General features: G+C 52.7%; 17 protein-coding genes. 4 read left to right on the forward strand and 13 right to left on the reverse strand.

Features of this window, described 5'->3' with window-relative positions; all coding sequences use genetic code 11:
* Nucleotide 1: 1 nt before the first annotated feature.
* From hscA to trmJ, 7 genes are all read right to left on the reverse strand, one after another.
* Nucleotides 2-1,852, reverse strand: a complete 1,851-nt coding sequence (hscA, locus tag A1WG_RS18445; RefSeq protein ID WP_001516878.1) for a Fe-S protein assembly chaperone HscA — start codon at nt 1,850-1,852, stop codon at nt 2-4.
* 16 nt (nt 1,853-1,868) lie between these two features.
* Nucleotides 1,869-2,384: a co-chaperone HscB gene (gene hscB / locus A1WG_RS18440; protein WP_000384411.1), complete on the reverse strand. Its 516-nt coding sequence runs from the start codon at nt 2,382-2,384 to the stop codon at nt 1,869-1,871.
* Between the two features lie 95 nt (nt 2,385-2,479).
* On the reverse strand, nt 2,480-2,803 hold the full coding sequence (gene iscA, locus A1WG_RS18435) for an iron-sulfur cluster assembly protein IscA (RefSeq protein WP_000028953.1): 324 nt from the start codon (nt 2,801-2,803) through the stop codon (nt 2,480-2,482).
* Nucleotides 2,804-2,819: 16 nt separating this feature from the next.
* A complete protein-coding gene (gene iscU / locus A1WG_RS18430; RefSeq protein WP_000331707.1) occupies nt 2,820-3,206 on the reverse strand; it encodes a Fe-S cluster assembly scaffold IscU in 387 nt (128 codons plus the stop codon).
* Nucleotides 3,207-3,233: 27 nt separating this feature from the next.
* Nucleotides 3,234-4,448 carry a cysteine desulfurase gene (gene iscS, locus A1WG_RS18425; RefSeq protein WP_001295373.1) on the reverse strand — a complete coding sequence of 405 codons (1,215 nt, stop codon included), beginning with the start codon at nt 4,446-4,448 and terminating at the stop codon, nt 3,234-3,236.
* 111 nt (nt 4,449-4,559) lie between these two features.
* Nucleotides 4,560-5,048, reverse strand: a complete 489-nt coding sequence (gene iscR, locus A1WG_RS18420; RefSeq protein ID WP_001241357.1) for a Fe-S cluster assembly transcriptional regulator IscR — start codon at nt 5,046-5,048, stop codon at nt 4,560-4,562.
* 362 nt (nt 5,049-5,410) lie between these two features.
* The gene (gene trmJ, locus A1WG_RS18415; protein ID WP_000940037.1) at nt 5,411-6,151 is read right to left on the reverse strand and encodes a tRNA (cytosine(32)/uridine(32)-2'-O)-methyltransferase TrmJ; all 741 of its coding nucleotides are present in this window, start codon (nt 6,149-6,151) and stop codon (nt 5,411-5,413) included.
* 118 nt (nt 6,152-6,269) lie between these two features.
* On the opposite strand from trmJ, the gene suhB reads away from it, so the two are divergent.
* From suhB to csiE, 3 genes are all read left to right on the forward strand, one after another.
* Nucleotides 6,270-7,073 carry an inositol-1-monophosphatase gene (gene suhB, locus A1WG_RS18410; RefSeq protein ID WP_000553448.1) on the forward strand — a complete coding sequence of 268 codons (804 nt, stop codon included), beginning with the start codon at nt 6,270-6,272 and terminating at the stop codon, nt 7,071-7,073.
* A 144-nt stretch (nt 7,074-7,217) separates the two neighbouring features.
* Nucleotides 7,218-8,066: an alpha/beta hydrolase gene (locus A1WG_RS18405; RefSeq protein WP_001516879.1), complete on the forward strand. Its 849-nt coding sequence runs from the start codon at nt 7,218-7,220 to the stop codon at nt 8,064-8,066.
* A 196-nt stretch (nt 8,067-8,262) separates the two neighbouring features.
* Nucleotides 8,263-9,537, forward strand: a complete 1,275-nt coding sequence (gene csiE, locus A1WG_RS18400; RefSeq protein WP_001516880.1) for a stationary phase inducible protein CsiE — start codon at nt 8,263-8,265, stop codon at nt 9,535-9,537.
* Here the strand turns inward: csiE and A1WG_RS18395 are convergent, their stop codons facing one another.
* Nucleotides 9,538-10,677: a 3-phenylpropionate MFS transporter gene (locus tag A1WG_RS18395; RefSeq protein ID WP_001516881.1), complete on the reverse strand. Its 1,140-nt coding sequence runs from the start codon at nt 10,675-10,677 to the stop codon at nt 9,538-9,540. It abuts the gene before it with no gap.
* A 236-nt stretch (nt 10,678-10,913) separates the two neighbouring features.
* Here A1WG_RS18395 and A1WG_RS18390 point away from each other — a divergent pair, with 236 nt between their 5' ends.
* Nucleotides 10,914-11,336 (forward strand): DoxX family protein, encoded by a 423-nt coding sequence (locus tag A1WG_RS18390; protein WP_001094718.1) that lies wholly within the window; start codon nt 10,914-10,916, stop codon nt 11,334-11,336.
* 85 nt (nt 11,337-11,421) lie between these two features.
* Here the strand turns inward: A1WG_RS18390 and A1WG_RS18385 are convergent, their stop codons facing one another.
* Genes A1WG_RS18385 through A1WG_RS18365 form a run of 5 tightly spaced genes read right to left on the reverse strand, consistent with a single transcriptional unit; the run spans nt 11,422 to nt 16,973 of the window.
* Nucleotides 11,422-12,294, reverse strand: coding sequence for an aldose 1-epimerase (locus A1WG_RS18385; RefSeq protein WP_001516882.1), 873 nt, complete (start codon nt 12,292-12,294; stop codon nt 11,422-11,424).
* Between the two features lie 11 nt (nt 12,295-12,305).
* Entirely contained in the window at nt 12,306-13,400 is a 1,095-nt protein-coding gene (locus A1WG_RS18380; protein WP_024191902.1) for a zinc-dependent alcohol dehydrogenase family protein, read from the reverse strand.
* 32 nt (nt 13,401-13,432) lie between these two features.
* On the reverse strand, nt 13,433-14,431 hold the full coding sequence (locus A1WG_RS18375) for an ABC transporter permease (protein ID WP_001276671.1): 999 nt from the start codon (nt 14,429-14,431) through the stop codon (nt 13,433-13,435).
* Nucleotides 14,432-14,455: 24 nt separating this feature from the next.
* On the reverse strand, nt 14,456-15,967 hold the full coding sequence (locus tag A1WG_RS18370) for a sugar ABC transporter ATP-binding protein (RefSeq protein ID WP_001516884.1): 1,512 nt from the start codon (nt 15,965-15,967) through the stop codon (nt 14,456-14,458).
* A gap of 22 nt (nt 15,968-15,989) precedes the next feature.
* On the reverse strand, nt 15,990-16,973 hold the full coding sequence (locus tag A1WG_RS18365; RefSeq protein ID WP_016242530.1) for a substrate-binding domain-containing protein: 984 nt from the start codon (nt 16,971-16,973) through the stop codon (nt 15,990-15,992).
* Nucleotides 16,974-17,026 lie beyond the last annotated feature (53 nt).

A 17,026-nucleotide genomic window follows, 5' to 3' on the forward strand; every position in this document is an offset into this window, starting at 1 on the left:
ATTAAACCTCGTCCACGGAATGGCCTTTCAGCGCACGACGAACCGACTGGTCCATGCGGCGAGCGGCGAAATCCTGGGTTTGTTTGTCTACGTTTTTAATCGCTTGTTCGATGGCGTCAACATCATCGCCCTGCGCTACTTCACTCAGGTGAGCAGCGGCATCGTCGATGACCTGACGTTCTGCGGTGCTTAACAGCGCGGCATCCGCAGCCAGCGCGCCGTTCAGACTTTCCAGTACGCGCGCCGCTTCGACTTTTTGTTCAGCCAGCATACGGGCTTTTACGTCCTGCTCGGCATAGCTCATTGAGTCTTTAATCATTGAGGCGATTTCGCTGTCGGTCAGACCATAAGAAGGTTTGACCTGAATAGACGCCTCAACGCCGGTGGATTTCTCCATCGCCGTCACACTTAAAAGACCGTCGGCATCGACCTGGAACGTTACGCGAATATGCGCACCGCCAGCCGGTAACGCCGGGATCCCACGCAGCGCAAAACGTGCCAACGAGCGGCAATCCTGCACCAGTTCACGCTCACCCTGCATAACATGGATAGACATTGCCGTCTGACCATCTTTAAAGGTGGTGAAATCCTGGGCGCGGGCCACCGGAATGGTGGTATTACGTGGGATCACTTTCTCCACCAGGCCGCCCATAGTCTCAAGGCCCAGCGACAGGGGGATCACGTCGAGCAGCAGCATTTCACTGTCCGGCTTGTTACCCACCAGAATATCAGCCTGAATCGCCGCGCCAATGGCGACAACTTTATCCGGGTCGATGGAGGTCAGTGGCGGACGACCGAAAAATTCGCCCACCCGTTCACGCACCAACGGCACACGGGTAGAACCGCCAACCATCACCACTTCCAGAACTTCATCAGCCTCAACGCCCGCGTCTTTCAGCGCGCGACGACAGGCCAGTAAGGTTCGTTTAACCAGTGGTGCGATCAGTTCGTTGAATTGTTGACGGCTGATTTCGCCCTGCCAGCCCGCAACATTAACAGTCACGGAATCGGCATCGCTCAGAGCGATTTTGGCCGCAATGGCGGCATCCAGCAGTTCACGCTGAACGCGGTTATCGCTACGGTCAGGAATGCCCGCCTGCTCGCGAATGTAATCCGCCAGCAGATGGTCGAAGTCATCACCACCGAGCGCAGAATCACCGCCGGTCGCCAGCACTTCAAACACGCCGCGACTTAAACGTAGAATGGAAATATCAAAAGTCCCGCCGCCGAGGTCATAAACGGCAATCACACCTTCCTGACCGGAATCCAGCCCGTAGGCGATAGCCGCAGCGGTCGGTTCGTTGAGCAAGCGCAGGACATGCAGGCCAGCCAGACGCGCTGCGTCTTTGGTGCCCTGACGCTGGGCATCGTCAAAGTACGCCGGAACGGTGATAACCACACCATCCAGCTCGCCAGCCAGGGCTTCAGTTGCCCGTGCTGCCAGTGCTTTGAGGATGTCCGCAGAAACGCGCACCGGGTTCAGCAGTCCCGCCGCCGTTTCAATCATCGGCAGACCATTCTCGCTGGCCTGGAATTGATAAGGCAAATGCGGATAGCGTTGCTGGATATCAGCCAGCGAGCGCCCCATCAGGCGTTTAACAGAACTAATGGTGTTGGCTGTGTCAAGCGCTGCATTAGTACGCGCGTCATACCCCACCGAATGCCCTTGCTGTTGATAGTGAACAACAGACGGCAGCAGGTGACGGCCTTCATGGTCGGCTAACGTTTCGGCCTGACCGCTGCGTACTGTCGCCACCAGCGAGTTGGTTGTGCCCAGGTCAATACCGGCCGCCAGACGACGCTGATGCGGCGCAGCACTCAAACCAGGTTCACTAATTTGTAATAAGGCCATGTTTAGCTTCCAGAAATTAAAAATCGAGCAGTTTTTCTTCGAGTTGTTCGGCACTGCTTCGCAGTTTATCGAGAAAACGCAGCTTACGCACGGTATCCGCCGCCGCGTCCCACGCCTCGTTGTCTAACTGTTCAACCATCAACTGATGGCGGGTATCAAACATCTTTTTGACGCGTTTGATAAAGCTTTCCAGCCGCGCTTCGTCTTTCGCCTGTTCGATCTCGTCCAGCTCCTCGCGCAGCTCCAGTTGTTCCATCAGGAACGCGGTGTCGCGCACTGTATGCTGCTCGCTGGCAAGATCAAAACCGTGCAGCGAAAGCAGGTATTCTGCCCGCATCAATGGATGACGCAGCGTTTGCCATGCCTGGTTAATGGTTGCGGATTGCTGGACGGCGGCGAGTTGTTCCGCCTGGCTTCCGCTGGCGAATTTATCAGGATGATACTGACGTTGTAGATCCTGAAAACGCAGGCTCAATGCCTGGGTATCGAGTTGATAACGGGCAGGCAAGCCAAAGAGGGTGAAGTAATCCATAACATTCTCAGGGCTGAGATCCGCCGCAATGACGGCGAATCAGGTAAAACAAACCCCACGCGCAGGCGACCACGGTGGGGTTATCGGTATGCGCATCAGACGTGGAAGCTTTCGCCGCAACCACATTCATCTTTTACGTTCGGGTTGGTGAATTTAAACCCTTCGTTCAGGCCTTCTTTTACGAAGTCCAGTTGCGTACCGTCCAGAAATTGCAGGCTTTTGCCATCGACCACGACTTTCACGCCTTTGTCTTCAAACACGATGTCTTCCGGCGTCGGTTCGTCAACAAATTCCAGTACATACGCCATACCTGAACACCCAGAGGTTCTCACACCCAGACGCAGGCCAAACCCTTTACCGCGGTTAGCCAGAAAGGTATTTACTCGCGCTGCTGCACTGTCGCTCAGTGTAATCGACATAACCAAACCTCAACTCTTATTTTGCTTCACGTTTGCTTTTATAGTCCGCAATGGCGGCTTTGATCGCGTCTTCTGCCAGAATAGAACAGTGAATTTTCACCGGTGGCAGTTCAAGTTCTTCAGCAATATCGGTGTTTTTGATCGCCTGTGCTTCGTCGAGAGATTTCCCTTTCACCCATTCGGTCACCAGAGAACTGGAAGCGATAGCGGAACCGCAGCCGTAAGTTTTAAAACGCGCGTCTTCAATGATACCTTCATCGTTGACTTTAATCTGCAACTTCATCACGTCGCCACAGGCTGGTGCACCCACCATGCCGCTGCCCACGTTTTCGTCGTTGTTGTCGAAGGAACCCACGTTACGCGGATTCTCGTAATGGTCGATAACTTTTTCGCTGTAAGCCATTATAAATTCTCCTGATTCCGATACCGATTAATGATGAGCCCATTCGATGCTGTTCAGATCCACGCCCTGCTTGTACATTTCCCACAGCGGAGAAAGGTCACGCAGACGACCGATGGATTTACGAACTAACTCGATGGTGTAGTCGATCTCTTCTTCAGTAGTAAAACGACCTAAAGAGAAACGGATAGAGCTATGTGCCAACTCGTCGTTCAGCCCCAGCGCGCGCAGCACGTAGGACGGTTCGAGACTTGCCGACGTACAGGCGGAACCTGAAGAAACCGCGAGGTCTTTCAGCGCCATAATCAGCGACTCACCTTCAACGTAGTTAAAGCTGACGTTGAGAATGTTCGGCGCACCGTGTTCCAGGTCACCGTTCAGGTAAACTTCTTCGATATCTTTGATGCCGTTCCACAGACGGTTACGCAGGCCGCGCAGACGTTCCATCTCGGTCGCCATCTCTTCTTTTGCGATGCGATAGGCTTCGCCCATACCCACGATCTGGTGAACCGGCAGTGTACCGGAACGCATACCGCGCTCGTGACCGCCGCCGTGCATTTGCGCTTCAATGCGCACGCGTGGTTTACGACGCACATACAGCGCGCCAATACCTTTCGGACCGTAGATTTTGTGACCGGAGAAAGACATCAGGTCAACTTTCAACTGGCTCAGGTCGATAGGCAGTTTACCCACGCTCTGGGTTGCATCAACGTGATAGATAATGCCGCGGGCACGGCACATTTCACCGATAGCCGCAATATCCTGTACCACGCCGATTTCGTTATTCACGTGCATGATAGAAACGAGGATGGTGTCATCACGCATCGCCGCTTCGAGTTCTTTCAGATCGATAATTCCGTTACGCTGCGGCGCCAGGTAGGTGACTTCAAAACCTTCACGCTCAAGCTGACGGCAGGTGTCCAGTACCGCTTTGTGTTCGGTTTTGCTGGTGATGATGTGCTTGCCTTTTTTCTGATAAAAGTTGGCTGCACCTTTAATTGCCAGGTTGTCAGATTCGGTGGCGCCAGAGGTAAAGACGATTTCACGCGGGTCAGCACCGACCAGATCGGCAATCTGATTACGGGCGATATCTACTGCTTCTTCAGCCTGCCAGCCGAAACGGTGAGAACGGGAGGCCGGGTTACCAAAGGTTCCGTCCATCGTCATAAACTGCATCATTTTCTCGGCAACACGCGGGTCCACCGGCGTGGTTGCGGAGTAATCGAGATAAATCGGTAATTTCATTGCTCTATAAACTCCGTACATCACTCAATGCAAGGAATCAGGCTACCGGCTGGATGTACGACCGTGTTTACGAAGTGATAAACACTCCGGCCTGACTCTGAATTCTTTTTATTAAGCGCGTAACTTAACGTCGATCGCGTCTTGTGTGCGGGTACGTGGCGCGTCGTGAGTATGTTGACGACCAGACACATCCAGCACTTCCTGGTTATTGACCAGTTCGCCTAAAGTAATGTTGTTGAGAAAACCGGTGAGACGGTCGCTCAAATCACGCCACAGCGCGTGGGTCAGGCATTTATCGCCGCCCTGGCAGCCGCCTTTACCCTGACAACGGGTGGCATCTACAGATTCGTCAACGGCGCTAATCACTTCGCCAACGGCGATGCTGCTGGCATCTTTGCCCAACAGATAACCACCGCCAGGTCCACGTACGCTGGAAACCAGACCATTTTTACGCAGACGGGAAAACAGTTGTTCCAGATAAGAAAGGGAAATTCCCTGACGTTCAGAAATATCAGCCAACGGAACCGGGCCTGCTTCGGAGTTGAGCGCAACGTCCAGCATTGCGGTCACGGCATAGCGCCCTTTAGATGTCAGTCTCATGTCTTACTTCACCTCAAACTCGCCCCTGCCCGGGGTTTTTTATTGTAAAAGTGGGGGTATTGCATAGCAGGGTCAAGTCTGACATTCCCGAGTAAATTGGTCAACTATTTACTTGACTGATTTAGTCAGGTATTTAGCCTTCAGTGCCATTTTCTTATCGTGGCATTTGTACCTGTTGTCGGATGCGGCGTAAACGCCTTATCCGACCTACGGTTCCGCGCACTTGTAAGCCTGATAAGACGCGTTAAGCGTCGCATCAGGCAATGACTGTCGGATGCGGCGTAAACGCCTTATCCGACCTACGGTTCCGTGCACTTGTAAGCCTGATAAGACGCGTTAAGCGTCGCATCAGGCAATGACTGTTATTCGGCCTTATTGCCTTTATTCTGCTGCTCAATAGAAGCCAGAATCCCACGCAGGATATTCAACTCCTGACTTTCCGGGCGCGCACGCGTAAACAGACGACGCAATTTATTCATCACCTGCCCCGGATGGTTTTCACGAATAAAACCGGTTGCCAGCAACGTTTGCTCCAGATGACCGTAAAAACGTTCCAGATCATCCACCAGCGGATACGGCGTCTCTGCATGCTCAACCTGCTCGCCGTTTTCCTGGGTCGCCAGCCAGGCCATACGCACTTCATAGGCGATAACCTGTACTGCCATCGCCAGGTTCAGCGAGCTGTATTCCGGGTTCGCGGCAATCGCGACATGATAATGGCATTTCTGCAGCTCTTCATTGGTCAAGCCGACGCGCTCGCGACCAAAGACCAGCGCCACCGGCGTGTTTGCCGCTTCAGCGACGCTTTTCAAACCGCATTCGCGCGGGTCGAGCATCGGCCACGGCAGCGTACGGGAACGCGCGCTGGTGCCAACGACCAGGCTACAACCAGCCAACGCTTCGTCGAGTGTATCGACAATCTGCGCATTACCAATCACATCACTGGCTCCCGCTGCCAACGCGATCGCCTGGGAGTCAGGTTTCACCAGAGGATTAACCAGCCACAGATTGGTTAATCCCATTGTTTTCATGGCTCGGGCAACAGAACCCATATTGCCGGTGTGTGACGTCTCCACCAGCACAATTCGAATATTTTGCAGCATTGTCTTTCTTCGTCTAAAGATTATTCGCGCATCTTATCATAAAACGAAGACAGATGCCGATCTCGCTGCTATACTCTGCGCCGTTTTCCCGTTCTTTAACATCCAGTGAGAGAGACCGATGCATCCGATGCTGAACATCGCCGTGCGCGCAGCGCGCAAGGCGGGTAATTTAATTGCCAAAAACTATGAAACCCCGGACGCTGTAGAAGCGAGCCAGAAAGGCAGCAACGATTTCGTGACCAACGTAGATAAAGCTGCCGAAGCGGTGATTATCGACACGATTCGTAAATCTTACCCGCAGCACACCATCATCACCGAAGAAAGCGGTGAACTTGAAGGTACTGATCAGGATGTTCAATGGGTTATCGATCCACTGGATGGCACCACCAACTTTATCAAACGTCTGCCGCATTTCGCGGTATCTATCGCTGTTCGCATCAAAGGCCGCACCGAAGTTGCTGTGGTTTACGATCCTATGCGTAACGAACTGTTCACCGCGACTCGCGGTCAGGGCGCACAACTGAACGGCTACCGTCTGCGTGGCAGCACTGCTCGCGATCTCGACGGTACTATTCTGGCAACTGGCTTCCCGTTCAAAGCAAAACAGTACGCCACCACCTACATTAACATCGTCGGCAAACTGTTCAACGAATGTGCTGACTTCCGTCGTACTGGTTCTGCGGCACTGGATCTGGCTTATGTCGCTGCTGGTCGCGTTGACGGTTTCTTTGAAATCGGTCTGCGTCCGTGGGACTTCGCCGCAGGCGAACTGCTGGTTCGTGAAGCTGGTGGTATCGTCAGCGACTTCACTGGTGGTCATAACTATATACTGACCGGTAACATCGTTGCGGGTAACCCACGCGTAGTAAAAGCCATGCTGTCAAACATGCGTGACGAGTTAAGCGACGCACTGAAGCGTTAATTTCTCTGGCGGGTGATTTCTCTCACCCGCCCTCGCCTTTCAGGCGCTATTCCGAAATACTTTCTCGCCGCTTTACTTTCCCTCACCGCTCTCCCACCATCTTTCCCCGATTAATGGATTACAAAAAAGTCGCAAGGAAAGGTTATGGTCCTGCCAGTAAACAAGCGCGTTTTCAAGATTCTGTTTATTCTCTTTGTTGTTGCCGTCTGCGTTTATTTAGTGCCGCGCGTCGCTATCAATTTTTTCTATTATCCTGATAACAAAATTTATGGCCCTGACCCCTGGTCAGCAGAATCCGTAGAGTTTACCGCTGAAGATGGCACACGCCTGCAAGGCTGGTTTATTCCGTCATCGACTGGCCCCGCTGAAAACGCCATCGCTACGGTGATCCATGCTCATGGCAATGCCGGAAATATGTCTGCACATTGGCCACTGGTCAGTTGGTTACCCGAACGCAATTTCAACGTGTTTATGTTTGATTATCGTGGGTTTGGTAAGTCTAAAGGAACGCCTTCGCAAGCCGGATTACTGGACGATACACTGAGCGCCATCAACGTGGTGCGCCATCGCAGTGATGTAAACCCGCAGCGACTGGTACTGTTTGGTCAGAGTATTGGCGGTGCGAATATTCTTGATGTTATTGGTCAGGGCAATCGTGAGGGCATCCGCGCGGTGATCCTCGACTCCACATTTGCCTCTTACTCAACCATCGCCAACCAGATGATCCCCGGCAGTGGTTACTTACTTGATGAAAGTTACAGCGGTGAAAATTACATTGCCAGCGTCAGCCCCATTCCGCTTTTACTGATTCACGGCAAAGCCGATCACGTTATCCCCTGGCAGCACAGTGAAAAGTTATATGCTCTGGCGAAAGAGCCAAAACGGCTGATTCTGATCCCCGATGGCGAACACATTGACGCTTTTTCCGATCGTCATGGTGATGTTTATCGCGAACAAGCGGTAGATTTTATCCTCAATACGTTGAGCCCGTAGAATTAACCTTAAGATTAAAACCCGATAAAACAGCATGAAATCACCTTAAGACATGGCATTCAACTGGCCATTGCTGTTTATATCGATAAAAATTCTGTGACGCCTGCCCGCATTTCTGATAAATAGCGTTCCATTCACCATTTCCCTAAGCAAACTTTAGCTATCCTTATCAATTATGCTTATGGGAGATCAACAGATGATGTCTACACTTGCTCCACCATCTGCCCTTTCTGCTCCCCAGCGCCGCTGCCAGATCTTGTTAACGCTATTTCAGCCGGGGTTGACCGCCACCACGGCAACGTTTAGCGAGCTTAATGGTGTGGATGATGATATTGCCAGTTTTGATATCAGCGAAACAGGACGGGAGATCCTGCGCTATCATCAACTCACGCTCACTACTGGTTATGACGGTAGCTACCGGATTGAAGGTACAGTACTTAATCAACGTTTATGTTTATTTCACTGGCTACGACGCGGTTTCCGTTTATGCCCGTCATTTATCACCGGTCGTTTCGCCCCTGCCATAAAGGGAGAATTGAAGCGTCGGGGGATTGCTCGCAACTTTTACGACGATACCAACCTACAAGCTTTAGTTAATCTGTGTTCGCGACGATTGCAAAAATGCTTTGAAGCTCGTGATATTCATTTTCTATGCCTGTATCTGCAATATTGCCTGCTACAACATCATGCCGGGATCACGCCACAATTTAACCCACAGCAACGTCGATGGGCTGAATCCTGCCTTGAATTTCAGATAGCACAAGAAATTGGCCGCCACTGGCAACGCCGGGCGCGCCAGCCTGTACCACCAGATGAAGCGTTGTTTATGGCATTGCTCTTTTCCATGTTGCGGGTGCCCAATCCGCTGCAGGATACCCATCAGCGCGATCGGCAATTGCGTCAGGCTATTGTCCGTCTGGTACAACATTTTCGTGAGCTGGGAAATGTCCGTTTCTATGATGAACAGGGGTTATGCGATCAGCTTTATACTCATCTCGCTCAGGCATTACGCCGCAGTTTGTTTGCCATCGGTATTGATAACACCTTGCCAGAAGAGTTCAGCCGACTTTACCCACGCCTGGTTCGTACAACCCGCGCGGCGCTGGCCGGGTTTGAAAGTGAATACAATGTCCGTTTTTCCGATGAGGAAAGTGGTCTGGTGGCGGTGATTTTCGGCGCATGGCTGATGCAAGCAAATGAAGTTAACGAAAAACAGATTGTTTTACTGACGGACAATGACAGTGAAAGAGAAGCAAGTATTGAGCAACAATTGCGCGAAATTACGCTACTGCCGCTCAATATTAAACATATATCGGTGAAGGCCTTTTTACGAAATGGCGCACCGAGAAACGCTGTGCTGATTATTGCACCTTATACCATCCCGTTACCGCTCTTTTCGCCGCCGCTGATTCATACGAATCAGACCCTGACCGCACACCAACAGGAGCAGATCCGTAAAATGCTGGAATAATCAGCATGAGGGAACCACTTTTGGGCGCAGAAACATTGCCGGAAGCGCCACCAATGCCATCACCCAGAACACGCCGTGCCCCAGATATTGATACAAGAATCCGGCGAAGACGGTCATGATAGCGATACTGCCGCCCATCGCGACGGCAGAGTAAACCGCCTGCAAACGGATCACCTCACTACCCTGACGAGCGGCGATATAGCGCATGGCGGCCAGGTGGCACACGGTAAAAGTGCCGCAATGCAGGATCTGCACCAATATCAACCACGGTAACTCAGTGGTTGCCCCCATAATGCTCCAACGCGCCACTCCGCAAATCGCTGAGATCAACAACATATCGCGAGCGCTACAGCGACGGAAAAGTTTGTTACTCAGCGCAAAGATGAGCACTTCCGCCACCACCCCAAGTGACCACAAATAGCCCACCGCCGAAGCCGAGTAACCCGCTGCCTGCCAGTAAATGGCGCTAAAACCGTAATACGCCGCGTGCGCTCCCTGCAATAGACAAACACAAGCCAGAAAGCGCCAGTTCTGGCGAACCAGCGCCAGCCAGGCCGGCCATCCCGTGCTCTCCTGCTGGCGGCTTACCCCTTGTGGTTGAATGGTCGGGCGAATGAGAAAACCAAGTAGCATGGATGCCACGCCCAGCGTCAACATCGCGAGGATCACCCGATAATCAAACACAGTGACCAGTTTGCCCGTCAGCGCCGAACCAATGACAAATGCCACCGAGCCCCACAGCCGCACTTTGCCGTAATCAAGCGGAAACTGCTTTTGCCAGGTATTCGCCAGCGCGTCAGTCAACGGCACCAACGGTGAGAAAAAGAGGTTAAAACCGACCATTACCACCATCAGCCACGCGACATGCGCGCCAGCCCAGAAGGCGACGGCAAACAGCAGCGTCAGCAACGCCAGCACCCGCAGCGCGGAAATCAGACGAGAAGGATCGCTGACGCGGGGCGCGATTATCAAACTACCGAGAAAACGGGCAACCAGACCGGCCCCTAACAACAGACCGATGGTTTCTGGCGTTAAGCCAATCCCCTCAAGCCAGACGCTCCAGAAAGGTAGAAAAATGCCGTAGCTAAAAAAGTACGTGAAATAACCGAGCGCCAGCCAGCGCGTGGATTGCAAAACCATGAGTCCCTCCCGTCAGGAGGCGTTAGTCTGGAGTTAATCGAATGTTGTTGCAAGTTGGAAAATAAGAATATTCGAGCGAGCTTCCCGGCATGAAGCAGCAAGCACATTGTCAGCGACCTGCGCTATGCCGTTATAGCAAACCAGGATAATTAGCGAATATCTCAACGCCTGGGGCGTGGCGAGGTGCCAGAGTGTGTATTACGTTTAAATCACATCTTTTTGCAAAGGAATTGGTTATGAACACACTACGTTATTTTGATTTTGGCGCAGCCCGCCCCGTTTTGTTATTAATTGCCCGTATTGCCATCATCTTAATTTTCATTATTTTTGGTTTTCCCAAAATGATGGGCTTTGACGGTACGGTCCAATATATGGCCTCGCTGGGCGCACCAATGCCGATGCTGGCGGCAATTATTGCGGTAGTTATGGAAGTGCCTGCCGCGATATTAATCGTGCTTGGTTTTTTCACTCGTCCGCTGGCGGTGCTGTTTATTTTCTACACGCTGGGTACAGCGGTGATTGGCCATCATTACTGGGATATGACGGGGGATGCGGTCGGGCCAAATATGATTAATTTCTGGAAAAATGTCAGTATTGCAGGCGCATTCCTGCTGCTGGCGATTACCGGACCGGGGGCGATTTCTCTCGATCGGCGTTAAAAACATGCCGGATGCGGCGTGAACGCCTTATCCGGCCTACCGCTCCGGCACCCATTGTAGGCCTGTGCATCCGGCATTTTATAAATTACAGCAACTCAACCCGCAACGACATCTCTAAGGTTGTTGACTCCCCCGGTGCAAGCGCAATGAGATCTCCGCCTTCGGGACGATGATGGTCATCCGGCGCATGACTCATCGGCTCCAGGCAGAAGAAATCAAACGCATACCCTTTATCAAACGTCGGGTCCGAAACAAAGATGAAATAACACGGTGCGGGCGGCGTCGTTTCCATAGTGATGGCGTAACCCTGCTGTGGCTGCTCAATGCGTGCCTGACCATTCCATCCGGAAAAACCATTGTTCACCCACTGACGCGGCAACGGCGCGAGCTGATTGAAATCCAGCTCCAGCGGTAACTGCGCGCAAAACGCCCCCGCCAGCCACTGTTCCCGCTCCAGCCAGTAACCGCTCGCCTGCGCCTGAATCCGCGTTTGCGACGACAACGGAAAATAAGGATGCCAGCCCGTACCAAACGGCAGCGTCTCTGCACCTTCATTGGTGACAGAGAGCGTGACCGTCAGCGCATCTGCCGTTAAATGAAACGTCTGACTTACCCGATAATGATAAACGCCACCGCGATGTTCATACTCCAGACATAAACTATCATCGCTGCGCGTTACACATTGCCACTGGCCCAGCCAGCCATCGCCGTGCAGATAATGCGCGTCCCATTCAACGTTAGGATGTAGCGGATACTCACGCCCTTGCCAGACAAAGCGGTTGCCGCTCACCCGGTTAGCAAACGGCACCAGCGGAAAACAGGAGGCATCGGTTGCCACACCGTTTTTTTTACCCGGACGTAGCAACGCCGTCGTGTCGTGCCAGAAGCCTTCTATGACTCCGCCCTGGTCAGAGATATCCAGCTTTAGCGCCCCATGAAATAAGGTATAGATGGTCATCCGCTAACTCCTTAATCCGGGAAATTAATCACGACTTTCCCACATTTGCCACTTGCCATCAGCGCATACGCCTCACCCGCCTGTTCCAGTGAGAAGCGGTGGGTAATGGCGTTACGCGGCCACAGTTTCCAGTCCGTCAGATCGTGAGCGCATTTTTCCATATGGAACAGGCTGGTCACCCAGGAGCCAATAATCCGCCGTTGATGATGCATCAGATCGGCGCTGACCTCGAACTCCACTTTTCCAGTTTCCCCGATGTAAACCACGCGTCCCCAGTCGGCGGTGGATTGCAATGCCAGCAAGCGCCCCGCAGCATTACCGGAACAATCGAGCGCAACATCCGCGCCGCCGTGGGTGAGCTCGGCAATTATCTGCGGCAGACCTTCAGTGGTTGCTAAATAACCGTGATCCATCACACCTAACTGTTTCGCCATCGCCAGACGTTCCGGCAACATATCAACGCCGATGATCCGTTTCGCACCGCGACCTTTCGCCAGCATCATCGCCATCATCCCGACCGGCCCCAGACCGACCACCAGCACGTTATCGCTGCCGGAGACTTCGCCGCGCAAAATCCCTTCATACGCCGTGCCAACGCCGCAACTGATAAACGCTCCATCTTCGTAGCTCAGTGCGTCTGGCAGGAGGATCAGATCTTTTTCTTCCGCCAGCAGATATTCGGCATGACCGCCGTCACGCTGCCAGCCGTAAGCCGCTTTTCCTTTACCGGTACAGGAGATAGGAAAACCACGACGACAGTTCTGGCAAAAACCACAGCCGGAAATGTGATACACCAGCACGCGGTCACCCTCTTTAAAATGGCGACAGCCTTGCCCCATAGCCACAATCTGCCCGCACGGTTCATGACCGTTGATAAATCCCTGATACAACGGTTTATCGGGCGCCGCCGCCGTGGCGCGGTGTTGATGATAGATATAGTGGACATCGCTTCCGCAAATCCCGGAGGATTTCATTTTGATCAGTACCTGGTTAATCCCCGGCGTCGGCACCGCAACTTCCCCTAGATCAACGGTCGAATTTCCTGGTAAGTAAGCTGCCAGCATCGTTTTCATAAGTCCCTCATTAACAATACGATTAATTTTCATCCCTGCCGCACCCGCGCCAGGGGCGTTAATATTTAGCGTTTCGCTTTACTGCTTCGCTGAGTCAGCAAGATATTCGCCAGTACCGCCACCACGATGATGACGCCGCGAACCACCTGCTGGAAAAAGGAGTTAATTCCGAGCAGCACCAGACCGTTACCGATTAGCGTAATGACCAGAACGCCAAGCAGCGTACCGAACAGGGAGCCGCGACCGCCGGAAAGCGCCGTACCACCAACTACCACGGCTGCGATCACGTCAAACTCCAGACCGTTTGCCGCGCCTGCGTTACCAGAACCGAGGCGCGCCGCCAGTAAAATGCCGGTCACCGCCGCTAATAATCCTGAAAGGGTAAAAATAAGAATGCGTACTCGCCGGACGTTAATCCCGCACAACTGCGCCGCCGTGGCATTACCGCCCACAGCAAAAACCGAACGCCCGAAGGCAGTTTTACGGCTGATGAACACAAACAGCGCAAACAACACCATCATGATCAGCGCGGATACCGGCACGCCGAGAAATTGCCCACCCAGCCAGTCCAGTACCTCGTTTTCGTCAATCGGCACAGGCAGGGCGTTAGTCATAAACAGCCCCATACCGCGCAGGGCGCTCCACAACCCCAGCGTGGCCACAAAACTTGGCACGTTAAACACGCCACGTAACACCCCGGCGAGCGTTCCCATCAGCGCGCCTAACAGCAACACCAACAAACACGCCACCGCCAGAGGAACCTCAAATTGCAGTAAAAATGCCAGGCACACCGAGACAAAAGCCACCATTGGCCCAACGCTGACATCAATTTCACCGGAGATAATAATCAGCGTCATCGCCCAGGCGGCAATACCGATGGTGGCGGCATCGCGTAGCACGTTCATCTGGTTATTTAATGAGATAAAGCCTGGCGCGTTCAGGGAGAAGACCAGATATAGAATGGCTATCACCACCAGCAAACCGATCTCATTAATGTGGCGACTGACAAATTGTTTGAGCGAGACGCTCTTGCCCTGCGGCAATGGTAATGACGAAGCAGACATCTTCAGGTTCCTCGGTAAAATTCATCAGTGCACAGACAGAATGGCGGACATCAGCTCATCCACATTGACCGGCGAGTGAAACTCCTGCGAGAACGTGCCGTGCTGTAACAACAGGATGCGGTCGCACACCAGCGGCAACTCTTCCACTTCACTGGAGATAAACACCACGCTTTTTCCTTCGGCGGCCAGCTCGCGGACAATACGGTAAATCTGCTGCTTGGCTTCGATATCGACGCCGCGCGTTGGCTCGTCGAGCAACAGAATCTGGCTGGCGGCATAGACCCAACGACCGATCACCACTTTTTGCTGATTACCGCCGGAAAGCGTACCAATCGGCGTTTCGCTACTGGCAGCCTTGACTGTCATCCGTTGCATCACCTCTTCGGTCAGGCGGCGGATGGTGGACCATTGCAGCACGCCGTTAGCGCTGATTTTTTGCCGGTTGGTCAGCACTGTATTTTCGTCAACGCCCAGCCAGGGAATGATCCCCGCTTCTTTGCGATTTTCCGGGGTATAGCCGATGCCGCGTTTCAACATGTCGCCGTAATCCGGGCGCGTGATTTTCTCGCCGTTGATAACAATTTCGCCCTGCTCAAACGCTTCCAGTCCAACAATCGCTTTCAGCAATTCACTGCGCCCGGCTCCCAGCAGGCCAGCAATACCGAGCACTTCACCACGACGCAGTGAAAAATTGATCTCCGCAAGTTTTGGTCTGTGGCGTAACGCACGAACATCCAGCACGATCTGGTCAGCAATTTCCTGGGCGGCAACCGGCGCAATATCAACGTGATCGCGTCCAAGCATCAGCGACACAATATGACGGGTAGAGGTGTTTTCGAGCATCACATCGCCCGCCACCTGACCATCGCGCATGACGGTGGCGCAGGAAGCGATACGGCGGATTTCTTCCATCCGGTGGCTGACATAAATCACCGCCACGCCCAGTGCCGACATCTTTTTCACGGCGCTGATCACCAGTTCAACTTCCGCACTGGCAAGCGAACTGGTGGGTTCATCAAGAATGACCACGCGCGGCTCGCCCTTCATCACCCGCGCAATTTCCACCAGTTGCTTTTGCGCCGGACTTAGCGTCGAAACAAGTTGTTCAGGGCTAACGTCGACACCCAGCGCCTGTAAGCAACATTGGGCATCCTGCGCCATTTGCGGGTAATCAATCATGCTGTTGCGGCGTGGCCATTGACCAAGGCAGAGGTTTTCCGCCACCGTCAGCCCCTCCACCAGACTTAACTCCTGATAAACCGCGCGTACCCCCAGTTCAGCGGCACGGCGAGTCAGCGTAGCTTCGTCACCTTCCAGCCGCGTCTCGCCAATCCAGATATCGCCGCTGTCCGGGCGTTCGCTGCCGGTGAGCATTCGAATGAGGGTCGATTTGCCCGCGCCGTTTTTACCTAACAGCGCGCGAACTTCGCCTTTATTGAGCGTGAAATTAACGTTATCCAGCGCAACGACGCCGGGATAACGCTTATTTCCTGCCACCACTTTTGCTACCGGGACTGCCTCTGTTGCCGTGAACATAGGGACCTCTGCGAATCAGCTATTAGGGCAGACCATCAACATGCGTTGCCAGCCACTGCTTACCGTCTTCCGTTTTGGTATAGAGATCGATAGGCACCTGAATCACTTTTTCACCGTCGGCTTTTTTATCGATAACCTTCAATGTTTGCGCAAAAACAGCGTTACCCATTTTCTTACCGGAAATATCCACTACCGCTTTCAGCACCTGGTTGTTTTCCAGTTCCTGGGCAATTTCAGTCGTCATATCTGAACCAAAAACGGCAATTTTCCCGGCCTGATTTTGATTACGTACTGCTTTAACTGCGCCGAGTGTCGCGCCGCCCGATTCCCCCATAATGGCGTTGAGATCCGGCGTGGAGATAATCAGTTTTTCACCGACAGAAATCGCTTTATCTAAAACAGTACCTTCCTGATTCGCGACAATTTGCGCTCCGGGAACACGGGCTTTTAATACTTCTTCAAACCCTTTACGCCGCTGCACACAAACTTCAAAAGCTTCGCAATTTATGACGGCAATTTTTGGTTGTTCAATTTTGTTGGCAATAAAATAATCGGCGGCGGCATTACCCAGTTTTTTACCGAATTCCAGAGGATCGCCCACCAGATACGCCGAGACATATTTATCGACCCCTTTCTGATTAATACAGGTGTTGTAGCAAATCACTGGAATACCCGCCTCACTGGCGCGTCGAACGGTGCGGCTACTGCCATTTTCAGACACTGCCGACAAAATAATGGCATCAACATTACGCGCCACGAGGGTATCAACAAAAGTACTTTCTTTTGAAATATCCCCCTGTGCGTTGGTTTCTATTAACTGTACCTGTACTGAGGAATCTTTTGCCGCATCCTGAACACCCTGACGTACACCGGCGTAATATCCCTGAGTATCAAGATATATTGCGCCAATGGTCATTTCTTTTTCCGCAGCCCTGGCGAATAGTGCGCTACCCAAAAGCGTAGCTATTAAAATTATATTACGGGTTGCTCTCATTTTTTCAGGCATAGTGCCTCCTGTAGGGTTTTTATTTACAACGGCTTATTTTAATTATTTAGTGA

It is taken from the genome of Escherichia sp. KTE96 (assembly GCF_000408525.1).
In the GTDB taxonomy this organism is placed as follows: Bacteria; Pseudomonadota; Gammaproteobacteria; order Enterobacterales; family Enterobacteriaceae; genus Escherichia; species Escherichia marmotae.